Genomic DNA, 23,941 nt, shown 5'->3' with positions numbered 1-23,941 from the left:
TGCCAGTGGGCCTAACTTGGGGTGGGTTGCACGTCCAGCACCAGCCGGGCCTGCGCGGCATCCTGCGCAATCTGGGTTTTAAGGGCATCCAGCCCGTCAAAGCGTTTTTCCTCACGCAGCAGGGCATGGAGCGAAACCGAGAGTTCCTGCCCGTACAGGTCGCCCTCAAAGTCAAACAGATGGGCTTCCAGCCTGCTTTCCTGCCCGTCATTTATGGTCGGGCGGCGGCCAATGTTGGCCACACCATGGTGCGTTCTGCCATCTGGCAGACGGATTGTGACCGCATACACACCCCGCGCGGGTTCAAGGTGGCGGCCAAGCGGAATATTGGCGGTGGGGAAGCCCAGCAACCTGCCGCGCTTGTCCCCGTGCTGGACAACACCGCGAATACACCACAGCCGCCCAAGCTCTCTGGCAGCTTCCTCCGGATAGCCATCCTGCAACAGACGGCGGATACGGGAGGAGGACAGAGGCCCGCCCTGATCAGCCAGCGCCTGTACGGCAGTAAAGCCCATGCCGAGCTGATGGGTCCGTTCCGCCAGAAACGCCACATTACCCCCCCGGCGGTGCCCGAAGGCAAAGTCCGGGCCGCAGCCAACATGGTGCAGGCGCAGGGCGTTATGCAGCACATCTTGCACAAACTGCTCAGCACTCAGTTCGGAAAAGGTCTTGTCAAACCCGATCTGGAACACGTGGCGCACGCCCAGTGCGCGCAGCGCGGCCAGCCGCTCGGTGCTCAGAGTCAGGCGGAATGGCGGGTCCTGCGGCCGGAAGAGTTCGCGCGGATGCGGCTCAAAGGTGACAACGGCAGGCGGCAGGTCCGGCCGGGCAGCAAAAACGGACCGGAGCAGATGGGCATGCCCAAGATGCACACCATCAAAATTACCCAGTGCCGCAGCGCAGCCATAGGCTTCTGCGGGAATGTTCCGCCAGTTGGTGTGCAGGCTGATTGTCATCGACCCATTACGCTCCTTGTGGCAGACCAAACAGGCTGGCGGCCTGCTGCAGGGAGGCCGCAACACGGTGGCGGACACCGGGTACCGTTTTATCCTCGGGGCGGGCAATCTGGCAGACCTGCAACCCGGCCTGCTCGGCGGCTTCCAGCTCGGCCACCACATCGGACAGGAACAGCACATCCGCCGGAACCCAGCCAGCCTTGCGCACAATGGCGCTGTAGCTGGCACTTTCCCTTTTACCCCCCATTTCCAGGTCAAAGAACGCGCTGAACAGGGGCGTTACGTCCCCCTGCTCCGTGTAGCCGTAAATCAGCTTCTGCGCGGCCTGAGAGCCGGAGGAATACACGGCCAGTGTCAGCCCTGCCGCTTTCCATGCCTTTAGGGTCGGCACAACATCGGGGTAGAGGTCAGCCACCAGTTCGCCCTCGCGGTAGCCCTGTTCCCAGCATAGCCCCTGCAGGCTTTTAAGGGGGGCTACCTTGGCATCCGTATCCATCCAGCGTTCAAGCTGTTCTGCGGCTGGCACACCGGGGGCCAGTTCCGCCGTCTGGGCCAGTGCCTGCGCCACCACGGGGTTATCGTGCTGGGCAAGCAGCGCTGGCAGGTGTTTGCGCGCATAGGGGAAGAGAACTTTGTGCACAAAAGCCACCGGCAGGGTGGTGCCTTCAATATCCAGCAGCACCACGCGCGGCGTGATCAAGCCCGTATTCTGAATCATGATCCTGAACTCTTGCTAGCTGGAAAAGGAGGGAAACTGGCGGGCAATATCCGCCCCCGTATACTGGGCCACCCAACCTTCCTTATGGGTAAAGATGCGCAGGGTCACCATATCGGGCTGCGGGCCTGCATCAAACCAGTGCTTATACCCTTCCGGCACGGAAATCAGGTCTCCCTGCGTGCATTCCACGTCATACACCCGGTCCTTGATGTGCATGATGAAGTGACCACCCCCATGCACAAAAAACCGTACCTCGTCCTCACTATGCGTATGTTCGGACAGGAACTTGCTGCGCAGGGCTTCCTTGTTGGGGGTCTGGGCGTTTACGCGCAGCACGTCGGCCGAGCCTGCCCCGGTTTCGCCCATCAGCCTGTCCAGCCAGGGGCGGTAGGTGGCCAGCACGGTGGCTTCATCCGCATCCTTTGCCGGGGGCTGCACGGCATCCCACCGTTCAAAGCGGATGCCAAACGGGGCAAGGGCTGCTGCAATTTCTGCTGCATCGTGGGTCTGCAACAGGGGCACGCCGGGGCGGGTGTCCTCAAACACACTCAGGCTGCTCATATCCCCAGCTTCCTTCTTTCCAGAACACAGGCGAGCAGGAACTCCAGCCCTTCCAGCCGGGCAAGGGCTGCGGCCATGGTCTTGCCCCACACGTACACACCATGCCCACGGATAATGTAGCCTGCAGGCATGTCGGCAAAAAACGGCTCCACCTCACGCGCCAGACGGGCAATATCCTGATCATTGGCAAAAAGCGGTATGCGCACTGCCGCATCATGCGTGTTCTGCCCCTCAAACACTTTCTGAACCTCGTACCCTTCCACAACAAGGGCTGGGGATGGCTCGATCATGGACAGAACGGTGGACGCAACGGAATGACCGTGCAGCACGGCCCCCACGTCGGGCAGCAGGCGGTAAACCTGACAGTGCAGAAGTGTTTCCGCACTCGGCTTGTTATCCGGCTGGTGGGGCTGGCCCGCCAGATCCACGGTAATTACGTCATTCTGGGTTAAAAAACCCTTGTGGCAACCAGAGCGTGTAATGGCGATGCGCCCGTCGGGCAGCCTGCAACTGATGTTGCCTGCCGTAGCGGGCACCCAGCCGCGCGCATCCAGCCGCTGCCCCGCATGCACAATATCCTGCGCGCCGCGGACAAAATCCGTGGTGGCGTTATCCGTCATGATACTGCTGGCCTTCCTCGGCGTTAGTTAGTGCTGGGTGGTCTTGTCTGCTGGGGCGGCGGTGCGCTCGGCAGCAGCGGCAGGGGGAGGCGCAATATGGCCGGAGCCCGCACGGGGGGGGGCGTCATCCATCGGTTCGTCATCAGCCATGTGTTTCTTGAAGGATTTTATGCCCTTGGCCATATCCCCCATGATGGTGCTGATCTTGCCGCCACCACCAAACAACACCAGCACGACCACCAGAACAATAAGCCAGTGCCAGATGCTCAAGCTGCCCATTCCACTCTTCCTTAACCTGATGGCGCGCATGTGCGGCCAGTCTGCTTGCCGTAATCGGCCTTGTACATGAGGGCGAACACGCCGTGATGCAAGTTTTTCCTTTTTAACCCCGCGCAAACGCCCTGTTCAGCTATTTCCGGGGGCATACGGTTCTATAAATCCGTAGGTTGGGTAAACCGTCTTGCCATAGGCATGTGTGGGGGACCACCACACGCGCACGCGCGTCCAGTCATTACGGGGGGATACGTCCTGTACCGGGGCGTGGCGTGTGACCTCACCCGGCTCCCAGTTTGCGTGGTCCACCAGCACCAGACGGTTGCTCCGCACCTCCCTGACCACCGAAACATGGCCCGAAGGCAACCTGTGCGTGGAGCGGAATACAAGCACATCCCCCGCTCTGGGGCGGGAGGCCCGTGCGTACTGCCCCCGCGCCTGCCACCACCATGTTGCGGCATCTCCGCGCAGGTTGATGTCCGAATGTTCCCGCGCATAGGGCGCACACTGCACGGACCCATGCCAGTTACCGCCCCCCGTACAGGCCGCCAATAACGGCAGCAGGGCAAGGCATGACCAGCCCGCCCTCACGACTCGGCCCTCAGGCGGTCCATCCACTCCTCCGCTTCCTCGTGCTGCATTTCCAGCACACGCTGGGCCACATCGCGCGCAAAACCTGCCCGGGCGAGCACACCCAGCGCCCTGTTCCGCCGGGCCATGCCTGTGGCTTCGTCCTCATCTTCCATGGCGGGTTCGGTGGCAAAGGGGCCAAGCCTGCGCTTGCGCGCCAGCACCAGTGCGGCACAGAGTTCCTGCTCGGCTGCACTCAGGGTGCCTACAGCCATATCCAGTGCTTCATTGCGCACCTGTGGCGCCACACCTTTTGCAGCCAGATGCGCCTGCACCGCACGGGCCGAACGCCCCGAGCGCACAAGCCTGCGCACGCGTGAGCGGGCAAACACCGCGTCATCCACCGCACCAAGGCGCACCATATCCTCCACCACTGCACTCACAACGGAGTGCAGTCCGGCGGCGTGCTCTGCCACGCTCTCCGCACAATCCCCTGCCCTCTGGGCTTTTTGTGCCCAGCGGGCAACACGGCGCAGCAGAACCTGCTCCAGCCCCTGCCGGGTCGTGCCAAACCGGGCCAGATGCGCCAAGGCGGCCTCCCGCAGAGTAGAGCGCTGCGGAGGTGGGCAGGTAAAGGAAGGAGGCACGGTCTTGTCCATTACGGAAGATAGTATGCCCATGTCGCACCTTTGCGCCACTACGCGCTCGCGCTTAAATTGCCATGCTGCATATTTGACATGCAAAGTATTCAATACAGAAGTTTGACACCCGCAACATGAACACGGCATTATGGCGCCATGCGCAACGGGCCGCCCGCTCCACCCTTGTACGGTAGCGGGCGTTTTTTGTTTTGCGCTGTTCCAGATTCCCTCATTCAGGTTTGATAACCACCAACGTAAAGACCAGATTCCATGATTCCTCCCCTGATGCCGACCTATAAGCGTGCCGACCTCGCCTTTGAGCGGGGCGAAGGCTCCTGGCTGTACGCATCGGACGGGCGACGATTCCTGGACTTTGCTGCGGGCATTGCCACCTGCTCCATTGGTCACGCGCACCCGCATCTGGTGGAAACCATAAGCCAGCAGGCCGGACGGGTTATGCATGTGTCCAACCTGTTCCGCATTCCGCAGGCGGAAAAACTGGCCGAACGGCTTGTGGCCAACACGTTTGCCGATAGCGTGTTCTTCTGCAATTCCGGTGCGGAAGCCAACGAAGGCATGGTCAAGATGGCCCGCCGCGCCCAGATGCTGGCAGGCCACCCCGAGCGGACCCAGATCATCTGCATGGATGGTGCATTCCATGGCCGGACACTGGCCATGCTCTCCGCCACCGGCAACCCGAAATATCTGGAAGGGTTTGGCACGCCGGTCACTGACTTTGTGCATGTACCCTTTAATGACCTTGAAGCCGTAAAGGCCGCCATTACCCCGCGCACCGCAGCGGTTATGCTGGAGCCCATTCAGGGGGAAAGCGGCATCAAGCGCGCCAGCGTGGAATATCTGCGTGCCCTGCGCGCCCTGTGCGACCAGACAGGCGTACTGCTTGCCCTTGATGAGGTGCAAAGTGGTGTTGGCCGTACAGGCCGCCTGTTTGCCCACCAATGGGCCGGCATTACGCCCGATGTCATGAGCACGGCCAAGGGGCTTGGCGGGGGTTTTCCCATCGGGGCCATTCTGGCGACCGAGACTGTGGCCAAAGCCATGACCGCAGGCACGCACGGCACCACCTTTGGCGGTAACCCGCTGGCCTGCGCTGCCGCCAACGCGGTGCTGGACGTGCTGCTCGCCCCCGGCTTTATGGATCAGGTCTGTGCCCGTGCCGCCCTGCTGGACGAACTGCTGGACAGTCTGGTGGCCGATGCGCCCGACGTGTTTGAACAGCGCCGTGGCCTTGGCCTGCTGATTGGCCTGCGCTGCGTACCCGCAGTGGGCGACGTACAGACCGCCGCCCAGAATGCTGGGCTCCTGTGCGTCACGGCGGGGGACAACGTCCTGCGCCTTGTGCCGCCCCTGACCGTAACGGAAGAAGACTGCCGCAAGGCCGTAGCCATGCTGGTGCAGGCCGTAACAACGCTGCGCACCCACCCTGATAACAAAAACAAGACAGTTCTGGAGACAACCCCATGAGTGCGGCTCTTTCCACCTCCTCCATTACGCCGGTGCAGACGGGGCTCCGCCACTTTCTCGACCTCAAGGATCTGGACGGGGCAACCCTGCGCCAGATTCTGGACGTTGCCAGCAGTATGAAGCGGATGCAGCAGAACCGCCGCTTCCCGCTCCACCCCCGCCAGCCTCTGGCGGGGCGCCAGCTCGGGCTTATTCTCTCCAAGCCTTCCACCCGGACCCGCGTCTCCTTTGAAGTGGGCATGCGCCAGCTTGGGGGGGATGCCGTTGTGCTCAGCCCGCAGGACATGCAGATCGGGCGGGGGGAAACACTGGCCGATACAGCCCGTGTGCTCTCCCGCTTTGTGGATGCCATTGTGCTGCGGACGGGTAACACCACCAACCTGCACGAACTGGCACGCTGGAGCACAAGCCCAGTCATTAACGGGCTGACCCCGGACTCCCACCCTGTGCAGATTCTGGCCGACATCATGACGTTTGAGGAACATCGCGGCCCCGTGCGTGGCCGCACGTTTGCCTGGACGGGTGACGGCAACAACGTTCTGGTCTCCCTGATCGAAGGGGCCGTGCGCTTTGGCTTCAAGCTTCGGGCGGCAACTCCGGCCAAAATGAAGCCCCCGCAGGCTGTGCTGGACTGGGCCCGGCAGGAAGGCGGCGATGTGGAATGGATGGAAGACCCCCGCGCTGCGGTGGAAAAGGCCGACTGCATTGTAACGGACACGTGGGTCAGCATGTCCGACTCGCACGAGGAGGCCGCTTCCCGCATGGCACGGCTTGAACCCTACCGCGTGGATGCAAAATTGATGGCGCAGGCCGCCCCCGATGCCCTGTTCATGCACTGCCTGCCTGCCCATATTGGGGAGGAAGTGACGCAGGACGTGTTTGAAGGCCCGCATTCCGTTGTGTTTGACGAGGCCGAAAACCGACTGCACGCCCAGAAGGGCATTCTGGCATGGACAATGGGGGGGGCTAACTGGACCTCCTTTGGCAAGGAATAAGCAGATGTGCGATGCGGAAAAACCCGTAACACCCACAACAACGGAAGAAACACCCTCCGTTCCCGGCTGGGTTGAACCGGCGCTGGACACCATTCTGGCTACCCTTCCCTTTGCTGCGGACAAGCTGGCCCCCTTGCGCGCGTCGTATCTGGACTGTCTGGCCGGGTGTGGGCGCGCGGGAGATCTGGATATGGAGCACGACGCATGCCGCAAGGGCTTCCTGCGCGCGTTGGTTGACACGCTGGGCCTGGCCCCCGATGCGACCCGCACGCTTGAACAGCAGCTTGAAAAACTCGAACTGGATATTTCCGCTCAGGTCTGAGCCGCCCCTATGCTCCCTGCCGCAGGCCCCACCCTGCGGCAGGGAGAGGCAGGACCTTGATGTTTATGTTGGCAGGATAGAACGTTTTTATGGAAAAACCGGCTTTTCTCGACCGTGACCGCCCCGATGTGCCCGGTCTGGTGGTTCCGGGCGGTGTAACGCCCTTCTATCTGGCAGGTCGCCCGGTCCGTGGGCGACTGATCCGCCTTGGCGTGCTGGCCGATGCCATGCTGACCCGCCATGACAACCCCGATCAGGTTACCGCCCTAGCGGGCAAGGCGCTGGCTCTGGTGGCGGCACTGGCCTCCGCCCTTAAATTTCAGGGGTCATTCTCCCTCCAGATCAAGGGTGATGGCCCGGTTTCCATGCTGGTGGCAGACTGCACGCATGATGGTGCCCTGCGCTTTTATGCCCGTTCGGATGAAGACGCGCTGAACGCCCTGCTGGCCCAGAACCCCACCCCCACGGACAGGGAACTGCTGGGGAATGGCTACCTTGCCCTGACGGTTGACCAGGGGGCGGACATGGAGCGCCACCAAGGTATTGTGGAAATTGCGGGCGATGACCTGTCCGCCATGGCCACCCATTACTTTGCCACGAGCGAGCAGCATGCCTGCTGGATCATGCTGGCATGCAAAATGACCGATGCGGGCTGGCGCTCTGGCGCACTCGTGCTCGAACGCATTGCAGGGGAAGGTGGCACGGCCGAAGCCGAGCTGACCACGCCTGACGGCACAACCCACGACGACACCGCATGGGAGACAGCGACCATTCTGGCAACCACGCTCAGCGTGGGTGAACTGCTCGATGATACCCTGCCCGGCCCCCAGCTTTTACACCGCCTGTTCCATGAGGAAGATCTGCGTGTCAGCCAGTCCCGTGCTCTGGCGTTTGGCTGCCGCTGCTCGCGCGCAAGACTGGTGGAGGTGCTCCAGCACTTCCCCGAAGATGATCTGGACCACATGTGCGTGAACAATGACACCATCGTTATGACCTGTGAGTTCTGTAACAAGGATTTTCATTTTCCGCGCAGGGACATCGCCTCCGCCACAAGCTGAGCGCCTTGTTTGTAACGCATGGTTGACGCAGCCCCACGCTGGGGGCCTGCGTTGGATTATTTCAGTCGGCTGTTCAAGAGGTTGTGCATGATGCCGTTCCCCCGTATGCGCCTTTCCCATCTGGTTGCCGCTTTTGTGCTGCCAGCAGCACTTGCCGGGTGCGCAGACCAGCCCCAGCCAACCCGGTTTGCGCCGCTGAGCTATGAGTATCTGGGCCAGATTCACCTGAACGTGGCCACGCTGGATGTGGTGGACAATTCCGTAGCCAACCCGGAACCGGGGGATATTGGTTACAAATCCCCCTCCCCGCCCGACCACACACTACGGCAGATGGCGGCAGACCGACTGATCGCAACAGGCAATGCGGCAGCGGCCAGCACCGCCCATTTTGTTATTGACCGTGCGTTTATCCTGCACCAGCCCGGCGGCACGCTGGACGGGCAGATGGATATTCATCTGGACATCCTCAACCCCGAAGGCAGGCGCGTGGCGACTGCCTCCGCACAGGCAACCCAGACCCTTCACCCCGATCCTTCGCAGGATGTGGAAAGCCCGGCCAATCTGTACGAAATTACAAAAGACATGATGCAGACCATCAATGTCGAATTTGAGTACCAGATCCGCCATTCCCTGAACAAATGGCTGGTGGATGCGGGGGGCACCCCCATGAACAACGCCATCCAGACCCAGCCCCTGACAGGCGCACCGGATGCAACAGCCCCGGTACCTTCCGCTGCCGCGGTATCCCCCCCTGCAGCAGACACAATGTCTGACACCAAAAGGCTGACCGAGCTGCCATCTGCGGGAACACCCCCTGCAAATGTTAGTGTAGACTCTGCCAGCACGGACACCGCCTCCAGCGCAGCCCAATCCAGCACGCCAGCACCCGCACAGGCACAGGCACAGGCGGCACCGCAGGAGAGTGAACCCAGCGCCATCTTCCCCGCCGGGACGGATGACACCCCTGCTCCGGCCAAAACCCTTTCCCCCAAAGCGGGTTTTTTAACCCTGCCCGCCAGCAAAAAAACACGCTAACTCCGGCTCCACCGGCATCTGGCCCGCCCCCATGCACCACAAAGGTCATGGGGGATGTGAGCAACCGTGCAGCCAGCCCGCCAGAGCAACATAAAAAGCGGCACGATGCCCCAGACCCTTTTTTCCGACCCTGATGACATTGCAAACGGACTGCCGGTTAAGGAGATTCTCCCCCAGCTCCGCGCGGTTCTGGCGGCAGAGCCCACAGCCGAACGCCCTGCCAGCGCCATTGTGGTGGCACCTCCGGGGGCAGGCAAAACCACGTCCATTCCCCCTGTGCTGGCAGCCAGCGCGTGGCGGGGCGAGAGCGGGCGGATTATCATGCTCGAACCCCGCAGACTGGCCGCCCGCGCCGCCGCCCAGCGCATTGCCAGCCTGATGGGGGAAGAGGCAGGCGGGTTTGTGGGCTACCGCACCCGCATAGACAGCGCCGTTTCTGCCCGCACCCGTATTGAGGTACTGACCGAAGGACTGTTCCTGCGCCGCCTGCTGGGGGACCCCATGCTGGAGGATGTCGCCTGCGTTATTCTGGACGAGGTGCATGAACGTTCTCTGGAGGCGGATCTCGCCCTTGCGTTCTGCCTGGACCTGCAACGCACCCTGCGGCCAGACCTGCGGCTTGTCGCCATGTCCGCCACCGCCGAAACCGAACGGCTGGCCAGCCTGATGAACGCCCCCGTGCTGACCAGCGAGGGCCGTATGTTCGCGCTGGAAGTCCACCATGCCAAAAAGGACATTCCCACCCTGCGCGACATAGCCCCCGCCACGGCTGCGGGCATACGGCAGGCACTGGCGGAAACCACGGGGGATATTCTGGCCTTTTTGCCCGGCACGGGAGAAATCCGGCGCACGGCCCAGTTGCTGGACGGCATCAGTGCGACTGTCCTGCCCCTGCATGGGGAGTTGCACCCCGCAGAACAGGCCCGTGTGCTACGCCCGGCCGATAACGGGGAGCGCCGCGTTATTCTGGCCACATCCATTGCGGAAACATCGCTGACCGTACCGGGTGTGCGTGTGGTAGTGGATTGCGGTTACCGCCGCGCGCCACGGTTTGATGCCGGGGCCGGACTTTCCCGCCTGGATACACTGCGTATTTCCCGCGCGGCAGCACGCCAGCGGGCCGGCCGCGCAGGGCGCGAAGCACCGGGCACGGCCTATTGCCTATGGAGCGCCAGCACACAGCGCGCCATGCCCCAGCATGACCGCCCCGAAATTCTGGAAGCTGATCTGGCAGATTATGTTCTGGCCACAGCCTTGTGGGCTGATACGGTTGGAACAAGTGAGCCATTACCCCTACCCGACCAGCCCCCCGGCAGCGCGGTTGCCGCTGCGCGGGAGCTGCTGGAACAACTGGGAGCACTGGATCAGGCGGGGCATATTACCCCACTTGGCAAACGCATGGCCCAGCTTGGCACACACCCCCGCCTTGCCGCCATGCTTTTGGCGGCGCGTACGGGGGAGGAGGCCGCCATGGCAGCCAACCTTGCCGCCCTGCTTGAAGAGCGCGATCCCCTGCGCCCACGCCACACAGCCCACGGCAAGCCCCCCATAACACCCCCTGCCGATATAGGGTTAAGGCTGGACCTGATTGCAGGCGAAGACCACCCTGATGCAGACCGCGCCGCCCTGAGCCGCATACGGCTGGCGGCAAAGCGGTTCCGCTCCCGGCTGAATGTTCCCCAGCACCTGCCTGCGCAGGGCAACCCCGCCGCCCTGCTGGCAGCAGGCTTCCCTGACCGGATAGCCCTATGCCGGGGAGAACCGGGCAGCTACCGGCTGGCCAATGGCAGCAATGCGCGCCTCCGGCGTGATGATGGGCTAAGCCCCCACCGCCTGCTGGCCGTGGCCGGGCTACACCTGCGCACCGCCGCCGAAATACGACTGGCAGCACCGCTGGACCTGAACGACCTGCCCCCCACCCTGCTGGCCCGTACGCAGGAGCAGGTTGAAACCACGCTCGACCCCGTATCTGGCAATATTCTGGCCCGCAGGCGCACACGCATTGGCTGCCTTGTGCTCAAGGACAGGACCGAAAAAGTTAAGCCGGAGGAAGCCGCAGCCCTTCTGCTGCTCCATGTGCGCGACAACCTGGAAAACGCCCTGAACTGGACAGAGGCCGTAAAGCAGTTGCAGGCCCGCGTTGCTCTGGCCCGGAGCGTGCACACCACGCCAGAATCCGCTGGCAGCGCGCAGGAGGAAGAACCAGCCTGGCCCGATTTTGCCTCCCCGGCTCTGGCGCAGACTGTGGCGGACTGGCTGGCCCCTTATATGGAAGGCCGCAACTCCGTTGCTGCCATGAAGGAACTGGATGTGCACACCCTGCTGCGCAACCTGCTGACATACACCCAGTACCAATGGCTGGAGCGGGAACTGCCAACACACCTACCCTTCCCCGGTGGACGGGCAGAGGTGGATTACACCCAGCCCGTACCCGTGGCCTCGGCCCGTGCGCAGGTTTTTTATGGCACGGAACAAACGCCTCTACTGGCAGGCGGGCGGGTACCCCTGCGGCTGGCTCTTCTTTCCCCCGCCGGGCGGCCACAGGCCATTACGGCGGACCTTGGCGGGTTCTGGCAAGGGGGATGGGCGGATATGCGCAGGGATATGCGCGGCCGCTACCCCCGCCACGACTGGCCCGAAAACCCGGCCCTTGCCCCGGCAAAACCGCGCACACGCCCAAGCTAGGGCAAAGCTTCCCCAATCCCATGGGGGCATCGCCTACAGGCACCAGCCCCAGAGCCCTGCAAACTTGTGCGACATATGCCCCCAACCCAGCCCCAATATGGCTGGGCCGTAACCACAGGGAGCGGCATTGCACCCGCCTCTGCGCCCCCGCGATGTGAAAAAGAACAGGAAAAAAGGGTTCGGGTCAGCAGCATGGTTGCGCAACTGCGCCAAACATGGCCTAAAGTTCATATGCTTGGCTCCATGGCACCGCACCTTATGAACAGACTGTTGCAAGGCCTGCCCTGTGTGGCCGTGGCCTATCTGTGCTGCACACCGCTCCTGAGCACCGGAGAAGCCCGCGCTGGCACGCTGCCTTCCTTTGCGCCTGCCACACCCCTTGTAACCTCTGGCCCGGTCAGCTTTGCCCCGCTTGTGCGCAAGGTTGTGCCTGCCGTGGTCAATATTGCCGTCACGCGGGATGATTTTGCCGCAGACAGCCACCACAAGCTCCCCTCCTCCGTTAAAGGCACACCATTGGAGCGGCGTTACCGCGAGCGCATGCGCCACCATGGGGATGAACTGCTGGAGGCCGGGTCCGGTTTTTTGATCGACCCCAGCGGTTTTATCGTAACCAACGGCCATGTGGTGGAAGATGCGGACACCATTACCGTCTCACTCGTCAGCGGTAAGGAGTTTACGGCAACGCTGGTGGGCATGGACCCGCTGACAGATATTGCCGTTATCAAAATTACCAGCCCCGAGGCCCTGCCCTATGTGGAATGGGGAGATAGCCGACAGGTACAGGTAGGGGACTGGATTATGGCGGCGGGTAACCCGTTTGGTCTGGGTTCTTCCGTAACCGCTGGCATAGTCTCCGCCCGTGGGCGCGATATAGGAAGCAGCCCGTTTGATGACTTTTTGCAACTTGATGCGCCCATAAACCCCGGCAACTCCGGTGGCCCGACCTTTAACCTTGCCGGGCAGGTTGTGGCACTCAACACCGCCATTGTTTCCCCCACCGGGGGGTCTGTGGGGCTCGGGTTTTCCATTCCGTCCGAAATTGTCATTCCCATTGTGGAAACCCTGCGCCAGACCGGGCACATAGACCGTGGTTGGCTGGGTGCAACGCTGGATGATGTTCTGACCCACAATGGCGCCAAGGTTACCGAGGTGGACCGCAACAGCCCCGCAGCGCATGGCGGGCTCCGCAAAGGCGATGTTATTACCATGCTCAACGGGGAGCATGTGGACACCGCCCGCGCCATGATCCGTGCCATCGCTGCCGCCAAACCGGGGAGCGAGGCGGCCTTGGCCATCATGCGCAACGCCCACCCGCAAACGCTGACCATACATGTCGGCCTGCGCCCTTTATCAGAGGATGGCGGGTTCCATTAACCCCGCCATCTGGCCGTACTGGCCCTGACCATCAGATCATGGCCAGTGGCTCCTTACTGGCTGGGGGCGCAAAGGCAGCATCCAGTTCCGCCAGATCCTGCGGCACCAGCCTGAGTTCCGCCGCAGCTACGTTAAGGCGCATATGCGCAGGGCTGCCTGCCTTGGGAATGGCAAGCACATTGGGCTGGCGCAGCACCCAGGCCAGCGCAACCTGCGCAGGCGTTGCCGCACCAAGCGATGTTGTATGCCGCGCCGCCACCCGCGCCAGCGCAGGATGGGCCAGCAGCGCACCCCCCTGCCCTATGGGGGAATAAGCCATAGTCACAACCCTGCGCTGCCTGTCCGCCTGTAGCAGGTCATACTCCACGCCCCGGTGTTCCAGACTGTACAGCACCTGATTGGCCGCGCACTCCCCGGGCCGGGAGCAGCCTTCAAGGTCGCGCATATCGTCAGTATCAAAGTTGGAAACACCCCAGTAGCGGATCAGCCCTTCGCGCTGGAGGGTGCGGAAGGCCTCCACGGTTTCGGCCAGTGGCACGCTGCCGCGCCAGTGCAGGAGGTACAGGTCCAGCCTGTCTGTACCCAGATGCCTGAGCGAACGGCGGCAGCTTTGCGCAACCCCTTGGGTGGAAGCATTGCTCGGCAGCACCTTGCTGACCAGAAAAACCTGTTCACGCATAGGGGCTATGGCCTCCCCCACCAGTTTTTCCGACCGGCCATTGCCGTACATTTCCGCCGTATCCACAACCTGTATGCCCTGCTCCACCGCATAACGCAGGCTTGCTATCTCCTCCTCCCTGCGGGCAGGGGTGTCGCCCATATTCCATGTTCCAGCACCCAGTGCAGGCAGGATTGTGCCATCTGGCAGGGTTATGGTTTGAACCATTACGGGTTTCTCCTTGTATCCTCGGGCCATCAGGCAGCATAGAACAGCGCAGGACCATGCTCTGTTCCGCCCCACGGCAAGACTGTTATAGTGGATATATGACCCAGATCGGCTTTTACCACCTGACCCGCACCAGCCTGACAGAAGCCTTACCCATGCTGCTGACCCGCACGCTGGACAGTGGGCAAAAAGCGGTTGTGTGGTGCACGGACAAACCCGCGCTGGATGAACTGGACAAAACGCTCTGGCAGATTGCCACCCCGCGCTGGCTGCCCCATGGCAGTGCGGGCATAGCCTGCCCCGACCTGCAACCCATATGGCTGAGCACTGGGGATGACTGCCCGAACGAGGCGCGTTTTCTGTTTTTAACGCAAAACCGGCACTGCGCGGACCCGGCCCGCTTTGAGCGGATATTCGACCTGTTTGACGGGCATGACGAAAGTGCGGTTACCGCCGCCCGTGCACGCTGGGCACAGGCCCACAAGGCGGGACACGACCTTGCATACTGGCGGCAGGAAGATAAGGGCTGGAAGCGCGCCCGCTAAAAACCCGCCTGCCTGTATAACCGGGCAGGCGGAAGCAGAAATGCTCAGCCCTGCTCAAACCCGTTGCGCACAAAGCGGTCAAGCAGGCGCACACCAAAGCCGGTTGCCCCTTTGGGCTGACCGTTTTTGGCTTTGCTGGCCCAGGCAACCCCGGCAATATCCAGATGTGCCCAAGGGGTTTCACCCACAAAGCGCTTGAGGAACTGTGCTGCGGTAATGGAACCACCAGCCCGGCCACCGCTAATGTTCTGCATATCCGCAATATCGGACTTCAGCAGGGCATCGTATTCCTTGCCCAAAGGCATGCGCCACAGCTTTTCGCCCGTAAAGGCACCGGCATCAGCCAGCCCCACGGCCAGATCATCATCATTGGAGAACAGGCCCGCGTATTCGTGGCCAAGCCCCACAATGATCGCCCCGGTCAGGGTTGCAAGGTCCACCATAAGGCGCGGAGCAAACCGGTCCCGCGCGTACCACAGCACATCGGCCAGAACCAGACGGCCCTCGGCATCGGTATTGAGCACCTCAATTGTCTGGCCAGAGGCGCTGCGCACCACATCCCCCGGACGCTGGGCCGTGCCGGACACCATGTTTTCCACCAGCCCCACAACACCCACGGCATTAACCGGGGCCTTGCGCAGTGCAAGCGAGGCCATAAGCCCGGTGACCGTTGCGGCACCGGCCATATCCCACTTCATGTCTTCCATGCCGGCGGCGGGCTTGATGGAAATACCACCCGAGTCAAAGGTCACGCCCTTGCCAATAAAGGCTACGGGGGCGTCCCCTTCCTTGCCGCCATTCCAGCGCATGACCACTGTACGCGGCTCGTTAGCACTCCCCTGCGCCACACCCAGCAGAGCCCCAAAGCCCAGCTCGGTCATGGCGGCAACGTCAAGCACCTCTACCTCCAGCCCATGTGCACGCAGGGTTGTGGCGCGCTCGGCAAACTCGACCGGGTTAAGCACATTGGCCGGTTCGCTCACCAGATCACGCGTTAGCACAACGCCGCGGGCAACGGCCTGCAGGGACGGCCAGAGTTCCTCTGCCGCACCCACATGCGCGCCCAGCACGGACAGTTCGGCCAGCTGGTGTTTTTTGTCGTCTTCTTTTTTGGTCTGGTAGAGGCCAAAATGGTAGGCACCCAGCACGGCACCCAAAGCCACATGGGCCGCCAGCGCGCCAGAAAGATCGCCTACAGCCACAGCCGCTTTTGGCGCACGCGCCAGCAGGGAGGCCGCAAGCCCGCCAGCCTTTTCCGCCACCCATGCGTCCACATCACCAGCTTTGCCAATGCCGACCAGCACAATACGTTCAAAACTGTCAGATGGTGCCAGCACAACACAGCTTGTGCCGTCCTTGCCCTTAAACCCCTCCGCCTTGGCCGCACGGCTGAGAGCGCCCTGCGTTGCGGCATCAAAGTTCTGAAAAACAGTTGGGTGCGCATCCCCTTCGGGCACCAGAATGGCCAGCGCGCCTGCCGTGGACTCTACCTGAGTGGAAAATGAAATCTGTAGCATGATTTGACCAATCTCCCTGAAAACCACATCTATTCTGCCTAAGTCCCCCACCCTGTCTTGGCAATAGCCAGAGCCGCCCCCACGCCCCGATTGCACGATAAACACCAACACCCCACCACAGGGCATGACGGCGGCCCCAAGCTGGCGTATGCTAGGGCCATGAGCACCCTTGCAGATACAGACCTGCTGGCCCTTGCCGCCAGACTGGCCAACGAAGCCGCCGAAATCATCCGCACCATTCGCGCGCGGGGTTTTGAGACCGTGACCAAAACCGACTCCTCCCCCGTAACGGAGGCGGACCACGCGGCAGAGGCCCATATTCTGCGCGGGCTGCGCGCGGCCACACCCGATATTCCCGTTATTGCGGAAGAAGAAGTTGCCGCAGGCCTGCAAGCCTATGCCACCCCGGCCTACTGGCTGGTGGACCCGCTGGACGGCACGCGGGAGTTTGCCGCCGGGCGGGACGATTTTACCGTCAATATCGGCCTTGTGCGCAATGGCCATGCCGCACTGGGGGCCATGGCCCTGCCAGCCTACCACCAGCTTTACACAGGGGGCGTGGGTCTGGGCGCACACCGGCTGGACAAAAACGGGCTACAGGCCATTCATGTCCGCACGGCTCCTGCTGAAGGACTGAGCGTTCTGGCATCCCGCCATCATGCGGATGACACCCGTCTGGCCGAATACCTGAATGGCAAAAAAATTGCGCATCTGGGCAATATCGGGTCAGCCGTAAAGTTTGCCCGCGTGGCAGAAGGGCTGGTTGATCTGTACCCCCGCCTCGGCCCCACCATGGAGTGGGACACAGCCGCCCCACAGGCCATTGTGGAAGCCGCGGGCGGCCAGATTACGCTACTGGATGGTTCCCCCCTTGTTTATGGCAAAACAGGCTGGAAAAACCCTCCCTTTGTCTGTACCGGAGCGCTATAAACAGGGCAGGCCAACCGTAGCCCCTTTACGCAGGGGTCTCCTGTTGCCAAAACATTGCAGCCTCACTGATCGGCCTACGGATTGCGCCCTGTTGCCATGAGAACACCATGACCAGACGTCTGGATGCCACCCAAAGCGGCATTGCCACTGCTGCCAGCATTCTGCGGGCTGGCGGCCTTGTGGCCTTTGGCACGGAAACCGTTTACGGCCTTGGGGCAGATGCCAGCCAGCCGCAGGCGGTCGCCCGGATTTTTGAAGCCAAGAACCGCCCGCGCTTTAACCCGCTGATCAGCCATTTTGCCAATGCACAGGCGGCGTTTACGCAGGTGGTCCCCAATGCCATGGCCCACAGGCTGGCGCAGGCGTTCTGGCCGGGGCCACTTACACTCATTCTCCCCCGCGCACCGGGGGCAAGCATTAGCGATCTGGCGGCAGATGGCCTTGCCAGCCTTGCCGTGCGCGTACCCGCCAATGCCACAGCCCTTGCACTGCTGGAACAGGCGGACCGCCCCATAGCCGCTCCTTCGGCCAACCGCTCCGGCCGCATCAGCCCCGTGGACGCAGCCCATGTGCTGGAGGAACTGGACGGCCGGATAGACGCCGTGCTGGACAGTGGCCCCTGCACCGTGGGGGTGGAAAGTACCGTGGTGGACCTGACAGACCCGAACACCCCCACCCTGCTGCGCCCCGGTGGCATAACGCTGGAAGAGCTTGTCGCCATCTGCCCGCACATAAGCCTGCCGCAAACCACAAGTGATGTGGCCCCACATTCCCCCGGCCGCATGGTCTCGCATTACGCGCCGCACCTGCCTGTACGGCTGAATGCCTTGCAGGCCGAGCCGGACGAGGCCCTGCTGGCATTTGGCGCCACCCGCCCCACCCTTGCCCCGCTGGTATGGAACCTGAGTGCTGCCGGGAACCTGGAAGAAGCCGCGGCAAGGCTGTTTACCGGCCTGCGCACACTGGACCGCGAAGGGCAGACCCTTGGGTTGCGCCGCATTGCCGTGCAGCCCATACCCCAGCACGGTCTGGGCCGTGCCATACAGGACCGCCTGAACCGCGCGGCAGCCCCCCGTCCGCAGGACGGAACAGAAGACATGGCACCATGACCGAGATTGATCCCAAGGAACTCAAAATCCTGTCGGACATTCTGGCACTTGTGCTTGAAGACAACCCCGGCCAGTCAGACACGGCCCTACAGGCCCTGCGCAACCGTGCCCGCAAGAACAGCACAACCGGGGGAGCGCTCAAAAACCTGTTCCAGACCATTGCGGTCAATCCATCCAAGGCCAAAAGCACAACCCGCCAGACTGGCACGCGGGCTTCTGCCAGCAAGGCCAAAACAACCGACATGCCGGACCAGTACCGCGTGCAGCTGCGCGAAATGGCCGACAGCATTACCCGGCTGGACCGCAACCTGCGCGTTGCCTATTCCCAGAACGAAACACTTAAATCCGAACTCTACCTGACCCAGAAATCCCGCGCGGAACTCCAGACCCATCTGGCAACACTTCAGGCCACCAAACGCACCCAGAAGCCACTCGCCATTGCCATTAGCCTGCTGGTTGGCATGCTGGTGGGGGTTGCGGGGTCTCAGGCCGTGCATGCCCTGTGGCCTGCGCCACCACCGGCCCATACCATGGCCGACAACAGCCATTATCTTTACTAACGGGTCGCCCGACCGCGCGTTCAATTTTGTCTTTTTGTGCTTTTGCAGGGAAAACCAGAGCCATGCCACAAACGCCCCTCCCCCCGTCCTTACATGATGCGCTGGTGCAGATCCTTGGCCCTTCGGGTGTTCTGACCAACCCGGCGGATACAGAGGCGTTCTGTGTGGACTGGCGCGCCCTCTACCACGGCCATTGTGCCGCAGTGCTACGCCCGGCCAACACGGAGGAGTGTGCAAAAGCCGTGGCCCTGTGCCACGCACACAATGTGCCCATGGTGCCACAGGGGGGCAATACCAGCATGGTCGGGGGCGCAACCCCGGATTCGAGCGGGCGGGCCGTTGTTATTTCCACCACCCGCATGAACCAGATCCACACGATTGACCATGCGGACCTGACCATGACCGTGGATGCAGGGGTTACCCTTAAAGCAGCACAGGATGCGGCAAGTGCTCAGGGGCTATTGCTCCCGCTTTCCATCTCGTCCGAAGGGTCGGCTGATATTGGCGGGATTCTGGCCACCAATGCAGGTGGCAACAACACGGTGCGCTACGGCAATGCCCGCGAGCTGGCTCTGGGGCTACAGGCCGTGCTGCCCGATGGCAATGTGCTCAACCTGATGCGCAAGCTCCGCAAGGACAACACAGGGTATGCGCTGCGCCAGCTGCTGGTTGGCTCGGAAGGCACTCTGGGCATTATTACGCAGGCGGTCATCCAGCTTCAGCCTGCCCCGCGCTCGCGCGAGACGGCACTTTGCGCGGTGGAAAACCCACAGGGTGCACTCAACCTGTTTGCGGCCTTCCGCAAGCAGGACCCCTCCGCCATTCATGCGTTCGAGTTCATGTCCGGCACGTCCATGGCGCTGGTCAATGCACTGATTGATGGTGCCGCCCTGCCGCTGGAAGCCCCGGCCCCGGCCTATGTGCTGGTGGAACTGGCCAGCCCCCGCGCCGATGACAGCCTACGCAGCCTGATGGAAGATGTGCTGGGAAGCGCACTGGAAGACGGGCTGGTAACAGACGCCGTTCTGGCTGAAAGCGAAAGCCAGCGCCAGAGCCTGTGGATGATCCGTGAAGAACATGCCGAGGCACAAAAACGCGCAGGGGCATCGGTCAAGAACGACGTCTCCGTTCCACTGGCAGCCATACCGGAGTTTATCGAAGCGGCCACCAAAGCCTGCGAAGCCCTTATTCCGGGTATTCGGGTTGCGCCCTTTGGCCATATTGGCGACGGCAACATCCACTTTAATCTGGTGCAGCCCGAAGGTGCGGACCCCGCAGCATTTCTGGCGCAGGACCACGCCATGATGGATACGGTGGCCGAAATCGTGCGTAAGCTGGGCGGGTCTTTCTCGGCCGAACATGGGGTCGGCCAGCTTAAAACCTACATGATGCCATCCTGGCGTGGGGGTGCGGAACTGCAAACCATGCGCCGGATTAAAGCGGCACTGGACCCGCAGGACCTTATGAACCCCGGTAAGGTTTTACCCCCCGCTCAGGCATAATCCGTTACAGGACCGGGGGCATGGCCGCCCACGCCTTCGGTCCATCCCGGCACGGGCCTGCAACCCATGCAGGCACAAACACTGCCCCACACGGACTAAGGGCTTTATTGCCCCCGTGAAGAAAAAGACAGTGTTGGATACCAAAAGCACAGTATTTGTAAAATAAAAGCGGGCAGAACAATCAGGCCGGGGTCAAACCCCACCATGATCATTGCAAGGCCCGTGAGTATAGGGGCCGCAGCCCGCTCAACTCTGGCCCCTTGCGGTGTGTTGCAGGCCAGAACGGAACACACCCCCCCAACCCCCAGTGCCGCGGCCGCCATAACGGCATAAAGCGGGTGGCTTGTAGCCTGCGGCAACAGGCCATCATGCACACTGGAAAGGGAGGACATGTCAGACGACCAGCCTGCCAGCCCGAACAGAAAGCTGAATGGCAGCACAAGCACGCCAAACACATCGCGCAGCAGGCCGACAAAGCCCATAACAACAGGGGGCAGCACAACACAGGCCACGCCCAGAGCCACGTCCAGAACCAGCAGAGCCAGAGCAGGTGTGGCGGTATTATTTTTCATGGTGGGGAACCCCTTGGCGCAAGGTCAGGGATTAATCCTTCCACCATTTAACGGGCTGGGGCTCTTCTACCCTGACCTCTGCTTCAACCACTTCAGGTTCCTTGCGGGGGCGGCCACGGGGTTTGGCGTCCAGCTGGCGGCGCAGAGCGGCTATTTCGGCCTCCTGTTCTTCCATCTGGCGGCGACCGGCACGAATTTCGCGCCCGGCAAGGGCCAGTTCGGCTTCCCGTTCGGCCAGTTTGTTTTTCTGCTCGGCAATCAGGGCATCCGCATGGCCGATGCGCGTGGTCAACCCGCGCTGGGCCGCCTGCATGTCGGCCAACTGGCGATCACTTTCTTCTGCACGCAGTTTTTCTTCCGCCAGCTGGCGGCGCAGGCGGGAAAGTTCGCTGTTGTCTTCTTCGTTAAAATGTACGGCGCGGGAGGTCCCTGCAATCCGTGGAGCGGCAACAGTACGCGGTGTTGTGCGTGCAAGGGAGTGTTTTTCCACCTGCACCTCACCATCACGCACAAAGCGGCGGCGCTTGTTATTGGCGCTTTCGGCCGCGGGGCGGGGTTGCGGAGCGGCAGATGAGCGGGGGCGGGCGGAATGCCCAATACGTTCAAGCGCATTGCGCATGGACGCTTCTTCAAGCCCTTCCTCATGATCCCTGTCCACTACGGGGGCGGAGAGAAAAGATGATGTATTCATGAATTCAGATGTCACGTTTCAGATATTTTATGGACTGTTTAAAAGCTGCCAGAAAACCAATTGTGTTTTTATGCGCCCGGGCAGAACAGATGCAATGCAACTGTGGCCTTGACCCGATGGTTTGATAAAAACAGAGATATGGCCGCAGCACCGGCAGCAGGGTATTTTGCACATTACCACAGAGGGCAATGTCTGCTGGGGTTGTCCTTACCATATGCCCCCTCTTTTTCCAAGGGGTTGTACGGCGTGGCGCTATTTTTCACCTTTGGGCACGGGTTGCCACACAACATCCGTCTGTCCGTCATGATTAAAGTGACGGGCCAGTACAAAAAAGTAATCGGATAATCTGTTCAGTATTTTCAGCAAAACAGGGTTAACCCGTTCTGCGCGCGACAGAGCCACCATGCGCCGCTCGGCCCTGCGTACCTGTGTGCGGGTCATGTGTGCCATTGCCGCGGGCACGGAACCACCGGGCAGCACAAACCCGTTAAGGGGGGATTGGCGGGCCCGCAGCTCCTCTATCCTGCGCTCAAGCACCAGCAGGGCGGCTTCTTCCACCCGGTGGGCGCGCTCGGCCATGGGACCATCTTCGGGCAGGCAGACATCCGCCCCCATATCAAACAGCAGATTCTGCACTGCCGTTAACTGCTGGGCAATGCTGTCCCCCGCTGGTGTGTGAGCCTGCACCAGACCAACCAGCGCATTAATCTCATCCAGTGTTCCCAGCACCTCTATACGGACGTCATCCTTGGTAACGCGTGACCCATCGCCGAGTGATGTCTGCCCGCCATCCCCGCCACGGGTTACAATTTTATCAATCCGTATGCTCATACCTCAGGCTCCCGAACACTGGCTTTATTTCTTATCCGCACAAAACGCACCACCTTACCCGGCGTTGCAAAGACTAAAATTGAGGGTTGGCCATGCAGCGCTATTTCCGTTTGCCACAGACACGCCTATACAACCCTTTATGTTGACCGGATCTTTTACGACACGTCTATGGCGGATCTGTGGTGCGCTCCTTATTGCCACAGGCACCGTTATGGGGGCCCTGACCGCACACCTGCCCGATGCGCATTTTGCCGAGGGCGGGCGGATTATGGCACGCAGCGCCATGGATATGCAGATGTGGCAGGGCATAGCCCTGCTGGCTCTGGGGCTTGGGCTGGCCGAACGTACCAACCGTATTCTCATTGCCGGGGGCTGGGGGGTGCTGGCAGGTACGCTCATGTTCTGCGGCGGCGTGTATAACACGGCCTTTACCGGCCACCATGGCAGCCACATTGCGCCCATTGGCGGCGGCATGCTCATTCTTTCGTGGCTGGTGCTGGCCGCAGGCTGGGTCCGCCGGCCATGAGCACCTCCATACAGGGTGCATGGCTGGCAGCAGACGGGCTTAAACACGTTCTGCAAGAAGACCTGCTGCTCCGTGGGGTAGAGGTTGTGGCGTGGCATGGCATGCTTGCCCTTTCCACCCACAAGGCACTCTACTCCCCCTGGGCGCTGGATATATGGACAGCCCCGCAACGCGCCAGCATTACCTCCATCCGCAATGCGTCAGACACGTTGCGCGCCATCCAGCGCAACTGGAGCCTGTATGCGGTGGACAACTTCCGCCGCTCCGGGCTGATCGTGCAAAAACTGCCCCCGGTCAAAGCAGCACCCTTGGTTTTCCCCACCCCCGCACCGACCAGCCCGCTTGGGGCATGGACCTTGCTGGACACTTCGTCCCTGCTGTTCTCGGCCACAAAAACCAGTCCCTTTGTCAATGGCGCACCGGAGTTTGTGGAAAACCGGACAGACCCACCATCCCGCGCCTACCTAAAGCTCTGGGAAGCCTGCACCCGGCTGGGCCGCTGGCCCGCTGCGGGTGAGCGGTGTTATGATCTGGGTGCCACACCGGGTGGGTGGACATGGGCTCTGGCAAGCCTTGGCGCACAGGTAACCGCGTTTGACCGCGCGCCGCTTGCCCCATCGGTTGAGGCCATGCCGGGCGTAAGCTTTCAGCAGGCCAGCGCATTTGGGCTGGACCCAAAGCAGCTCCCCGCCACGGACTGGGTTTTTTCCGACATTATTGCCTACCCCCAGCGCCTGCTGCGCCTGACCCGAGCATGGATTGATTCGGGGCAGACCAAGAACATTGTGCTGACAGTCAAGTTTCAGGGTGAAACAGACCATGAAACCGTGGCCGCCTTTGAGGCCATACCCGGCGGGGCACTCGCCCATCTGGCGCATAACAAGCACGAGCTGACATTCTTCTGGTCACAGGAGGCAGCCGACAAAGGCGTATCCCCCCTCCCCACCACCATAGCCTGAGCGTGCAAAAGCCGGGC

The 23,941-nt window shown here is 61.9% G+C and carries 26 protein-coding genes; 14 read left to right on the top strand and 12 right to left on the bottom strand.

The window, feature by feature from the left end:
* Positions 1 to 11: 11 nt before the first annotated feature.
* From HK20_RS01175 to HK20_RS01145, 7 genes are all read right to left on the bottom strand, one after another.
* Positions 12 to 956, bottom strand: a complete 945-nt coding sequence (locus HK20_RS01175; RefSeq protein ID WP_086645266.1) for a bifunctional riboflavin kinase/FAD synthetase — start codon at positions 954 to 956, stop codon at positions 12 to 14.
* Positions 957 to 963: 7 nt separating this feature from the next.
* The gene (mtnC, locus tag HK20_RS01170) at positions 964 to 1,674 is read right to left on the bottom strand and encodes an acireductone synthase (protein WP_086645265.1); all 711 of its coding nucleotides are present in this window, start codon (positions 1,672 to 1,674) and stop codon (positions 964 to 966) included.
* A gap of 15 nt (positions 1,675 to 1,689) precedes the next feature.
* Positions 1,690 to 2,235, bottom strand: coding sequence for an acireductone dioxygenase (locus tag HK20_RS01165; RefSeq protein ID WP_086645264.1), 546 nt, complete (start codon positions 2,233 to 2,235; stop codon positions 1,690 to 1,692).
* Positions 2,232 to 2,855: a methylthioribulose 1-phosphate dehydratase gene (locus HK20_RS01160; protein WP_086645263.1), complete on the bottom strand. Its 624-nt coding sequence runs from the start codon at positions 2,853 to 2,855 to the stop codon at positions 2,232 to 2,234. Before HK20_RS01160 ends, HK20_RS01165 begins: the two co-directional genes overlap by 4 nt.
* A 27-nt stretch (positions 2,856 to 2,882) precedes the next feature.
* Positions 2,883 to 3,134 carry a twin-arginine translocase TatA/TatE family subunit gene (locus tag HK20_RS01155; protein WP_086645262.1) on the bottom strand — a complete coding sequence of 84 codons (252 nt, stop codon included), beginning with the start codon at positions 3,132 to 3,134 and terminating at the stop codon, positions 2,883 to 2,885.
* A 126-nt stretch (positions 3,135 to 3,260) separates the two neighbouring features.
* Entirely contained in the window at positions 3,261 to 3,719 is a 459-nt protein-coding gene (locus HK20_RS01150) for a CHAP domain-containing protein (protein WP_086645261.1), read from the bottom strand.
* A complete protein-coding gene (locus HK20_RS01145) occupies positions 3,716 to 4,378 on the bottom strand; it encodes a regulatory protein RecX (RefSeq protein ID WP_369822995.1) in 663 nt (220 codons plus the stop codon). The genes HK20_RS01150 and HK20_RS01145 overlap by 4 nt, the downstream gene beginning before the upstream one ends.
* A gap of 231 nt (positions 4,379 to 4,609) precedes the next feature.
* Between HK20_RS01145 and HK20_RS01140 the strand changes: the two genes are divergently transcribed.
* The 7 genes from HK20_RS01140 (at position 4,610) to HK20_RS01110 (ending at position 13,296) form a co-directional block, all read left to right on the top strand.
* Positions 4,610 to 5,824, top strand: a complete 1,215-nt coding sequence (locus tag HK20_RS01140; RefSeq protein WP_086645259.1) for an aspartate aminotransferase family protein — start codon at positions 4,610 to 4,612, stop codon at positions 5,822 to 5,824.
* Positions 5,821 to 6,819, top strand: a complete 999-nt coding sequence (gene argF, locus HK20_RS01135) for an ornithine carbamoyltransferase (RefSeq protein WP_086645258.1) — start codon at positions 5,821 to 5,823, stop codon at positions 6,817 to 6,819. Before HK20_RS01140 ends, argF begins: the two co-directional genes overlap by 4 nt.
* 4 nt (positions 6,820 to 6,823) lie before the next feature.
* Positions 6,824 to 7,141 (top strand): hypothetical protein, encoded by a 318-nt coding sequence (locus HK20_RS01130; protein ID WP_086645257.1) that lies wholly within the window; start codon positions 6,824 to 6,826, stop codon positions 7,139 to 7,141.
* An 89-nt stretch (positions 7,142 to 7,230) separates the two neighbouring features.
* On the top strand, positions 7,231 to 8,199 hold the full coding sequence (locus tag HK20_RS01125) for an Hsp33 family molecular chaperone HslO (protein ID WP_086645256.1): 969 nt from the start codon (positions 7,231 to 7,233) through the stop codon (positions 8,197 to 8,199).
* Between the two features lie 87 nt (positions 8,200 to 8,286).
* A complete protein-coding gene (locus HK20_RS01120) occupies positions 8,287 to 9,234 on the top strand; it encodes a hypothetical protein (protein WP_086645255.1) in 948 nt (315 codons plus the stop codon).
* Positions 9,235 to 9,339: 105 nt separating this feature from the next.
* A complete protein-coding gene (gene hrpB, locus HK20_RS01115) occupies positions 9,340 to 11,919 on the top strand; it encodes an ATP-dependent helicase HrpB (RefSeq protein ID WP_086645384.1) in 2,580 nt (859 codons plus the stop codon).
* Between the two features lie 258 nt (positions 11,920 to 12,177).
* Entirely contained in the window at positions 12,178 to 13,296 is a 1,119-nt protein-coding gene (locus HK20_RS01110) for a S1C family serine protease (protein WP_086645383.1), read from the top strand.
* Positions 13,297 to 13,327: 31 nt separating this feature from the next.
* Here the strand turns inward: HK20_RS01110 and HK20_RS01105 are convergent, their stop codons facing one another.
* On the bottom strand, positions 13,328 to 14,182 hold the full coding sequence (locus HK20_RS01105) for an aldo/keto reductase (RefSeq protein WP_086645254.1): 855 nt from the start codon (positions 14,180 to 14,182) through the stop codon (positions 13,328 to 13,330).
* Positions 14,183 to 14,280: 98 nt separating this feature from the next.
* Here HK20_RS01105 and HK20_RS01100 point away from each other — a divergent pair, with 98 nt between their 5' ends.
* On the top strand, positions 14,281 to 14,727 hold the full coding sequence (locus tag HK20_RS01100; protein WP_086645253.1) for a DNA polymerase III subunit chi: 447 nt from the start codon (positions 14,281 to 14,283) through the stop codon (positions 14,725 to 14,727).
* A gap of 44 nt (positions 14,728 to 14,771) precedes the next feature.
* Here HK20_RS01100 and HK20_RS01095 read toward each other — a convergent pair whose 3' ends face one another.
* Positions 14,772 to 16,244 (bottom strand): leucyl aminopeptidase, encoded by a 1,473-nt coding sequence (locus HK20_RS01095; RefSeq protein ID WP_086645252.1) that lies wholly within the window; start codon positions 16,242 to 16,244, stop codon positions 14,772 to 14,774.
* 159 nt (positions 16,245 to 16,403) lie between these two features.
* Between HK20_RS01095 and cysQ the strand changes: the two genes are divergently transcribed.
* The 4 genes from cysQ (at position 16,404) to HK20_RS01075 (ending at position 20,345) form a co-directional block, all read left to right on the top strand.
* Positions 16,404 to 17,174 carry a 3'(2'),5'-bisphosphate nucleotidase CysQ gene (gene cysQ, locus HK20_RS01090; protein WP_086645251.1) on the top strand — a complete coding sequence of 257 codons (771 nt, stop codon included), beginning with the start codon at positions 16,404 to 16,406 and terminating at the stop codon, positions 17,172 to 17,174.
* A gap of 107 nt (positions 17,175 to 17,281) precedes the next feature.
* A complete protein-coding gene (locus HK20_RS01085) occupies positions 17,282 to 18,283 on the top strand; it encodes an L-threonylcarbamoyladenylate synthase (protein ID WP_086645250.1) in 1,002 nt (333 codons plus the stop codon).
* Positions 18,280 to 18,843 carry a hypothetical protein gene (locus tag HK20_RS01080; protein ID WP_086645249.1) on the top strand — a complete coding sequence of 188 codons (564 nt, stop codon included), beginning with the start codon at positions 18,280 to 18,282 and terminating at the stop codon, positions 18,841 to 18,843. The genes HK20_RS01085 and HK20_RS01080 overlap by 4 nt, the downstream gene beginning before the upstream one ends.
* Before the next feature lie 62 nt (positions 18,844 to 18,905).
* Positions 18,906 to 20,345, top strand: coding sequence for an FAD-binding oxidoreductase (locus HK20_RS01075; protein WP_086645248.1), 1,440 nt, complete (start codon positions 18,906 to 18,908; stop codon positions 20,343 to 20,345).
* Between the two features lie 104 nt (positions 20,346 to 20,449).
* On the opposite strand, the gene HK20_RS01070 is transcribed toward HK20_RS01075, so the two are convergent.
* From HK20_RS01070 to HK20_RS01055, 3 genes are all read right to left on the bottom strand, one after another.
* Positions 20,450 to 20,917 (bottom strand): hypothetical protein, encoded by a 468-nt coding sequence (locus tag HK20_RS01070; RefSeq protein ID WP_086645247.1) that lies wholly within the window; start codon positions 20,915 to 20,917, stop codon positions 20,450 to 20,452.
* A 31-nt stretch (positions 20,918 to 20,948) separates the two neighbouring features.
* The gene (locus HK20_RS01065; protein ID WP_086645382.1) at positions 20,949 to 21,608 is read right to left on the bottom strand and encodes a hypothetical protein; all 660 of its coding nucleotides are present in this window, start codon (positions 21,606 to 21,608) and stop codon (positions 20,949 to 20,951) included.
* Between the two features lie 252 nt (positions 21,609 to 21,860).
* Positions 21,861 to 22,439 carry a cob(I)yrinic acid a,c-diamide adenosyltransferase gene (locus HK20_RS01055; RefSeq protein WP_086645245.1) on the bottom strand — a complete coding sequence of 193 codons (579 nt, stop codon included), beginning with the start codon at positions 22,437 to 22,439 and terminating at the stop codon, positions 21,861 to 21,863.
* Between the two features lie 139 nt (positions 22,440 to 22,578).
* Between HK20_RS01055 and HK20_RS01050 the strand changes: the two genes are divergently transcribed.
* Together HK20_RS01050 and HK20_RS01045 are read left to right on the top strand one after the other, a co-directional pair.
* Positions 22,579 to 22,965, top strand: coding sequence for a DUF423 domain-containing protein (locus HK20_RS01050; protein WP_086645244.1), 387 nt, complete (start codon positions 22,579 to 22,581; stop codon positions 22,963 to 22,965).
* Positions 22,962 to 23,924 carry an SAM-dependent methyltransferase gene (locus HK20_RS01045; protein ID WP_086645243.1) on the top strand — a complete coding sequence of 321 codons (963 nt, stop codon included), beginning with the start codon at positions 22,962 to 22,964 and terminating at the stop codon, positions 23,922 to 23,924. Before HK20_RS01050 ends, HK20_RS01045 begins: the two co-directional genes overlap by 4 nt.
* Positions 23,925 to 23,941 lie beyond the last annotated feature (17 nt).

The organism is Acetobacter sp. DsW_54 (assembly GCF_002153575.1).
GTDB classification, from domain to species: domain Bacteria; phylum Pseudomonadota; class Alphaproteobacteria; order Acetobacterales; family Acetobacteraceae; genus Acetobacter; species Acetobacter fabarum.
This window is presented reverse-complemented; position numbering and strand designations above follow the sequence as displayed.